The organism is Neobacillus drentensis (assembly GCF_036966985.1).
GTDB classification, from domain to species: domain Bacteria; phylum Bacillota; class Bacilli; order Bacillales; family Cytobacillaceae; genus Neobacillus; species Neobacillus drentensis_E.
Genome location: NZ_JBALSN010000810.1, coordinates 1 through 1,042 on the forward strand (window position 1 = coordinate 1; position 1,042 = coordinate 1,042).

Genomic DNA, 1,042 nt, shown 5'->3' on the forward strand with positions numbered 1-1,042 from the left:
AGTCATGGCGGATCAGATGAAGATCTTGCGTCATCAAAAATATCCTTACAATGTGCTCATGAATGATTTAAGGGAAAGAGATGGATTTACAGGACGCCTGTTTGATATTTCTTTAGAGTATCAGGTCATGAAGTGGCAGAAAAAAGAGAATCTTTCGTTCATTACGGAGCCGATTTTTAGTGGAAGCGGGATGAATGATATATCGATTCATGTGAAAGACCGCTGGGATACAGATACATTGACCATTGATTTGGATTACCGTACAGATCTATTTAGTGAAGACGATATGAGTAAGCTGTTTGATCGATTGATGATTTTGCTGGAGGCGGCAGTCTCTCAGCCAGATCAGCTGATTGGGGCTCTCTCTTTACTGCCAGCAGATGAACAAAAGCAGCTGCTTCAATTATCTAAGGGAGAAGCATTTGATTTACCAGGAGCGAAACCAGTTCACCACTTATTTGATGAGGTAGCTAAAAAGTATTCAGAACGGGCAGCTGTGGTAGCGGAAAATGGAACGTTCACTTATGGAGAGCTGTATCAAAAAGCGGACAAACTGGCACGATTTTTACAGATGAAAGGTGTCTCGCGTGATGTACCAGTTGCCGTTTTAATGGAACGGACGGCAGATGCGATGGTTGCCATTTTGGGGATATTAAAAGCTGGCGGTGCATATGTACCGATCGATCCGGCATTACCTGAGGAACGCATTCAATTTATTGTAGAAGATTCTGGTGCTTCTATCGTTTTAACAGAAGAATCGTTTGTTCAGCGATATTCATCCTTTGCGGAAAAAATGATTGTCCAGCAGCATATGGAATTAGAAGATCGTCCGCTGCCTGAGCTGATCGATCAGACGACATCACAGGATTTGGCTTATCTCATTTATACATCGGGTACGACTGGAAAGCCGAAGGGAGTGATGATCGAGCATCTTCAGCTGCATCATTTGGTTCATGCCCTGCATCACGAAGTGTATGAGGGGGCAAATCAGCTTCAAGTGGCGCTTCTTGCACCGTTCCATTTCGATGCATCTGTTAAACAA

At 43.5% G+C, this 1,042-nt stretch carries 1 protein-coding gene; it reads left to right on the plus strand.

Annotated elements, in window-relative coordinates:
• Positions 1 to 4 precede the first annotated feature (4 nt).
• Positions 5 to 1,042 (plus strand): AMP-binding protein (locus V7659_RS31945; protein ID WP_335543977.1); only part of this gene is annotated, 1,038 nt, incomplete at its 3' end.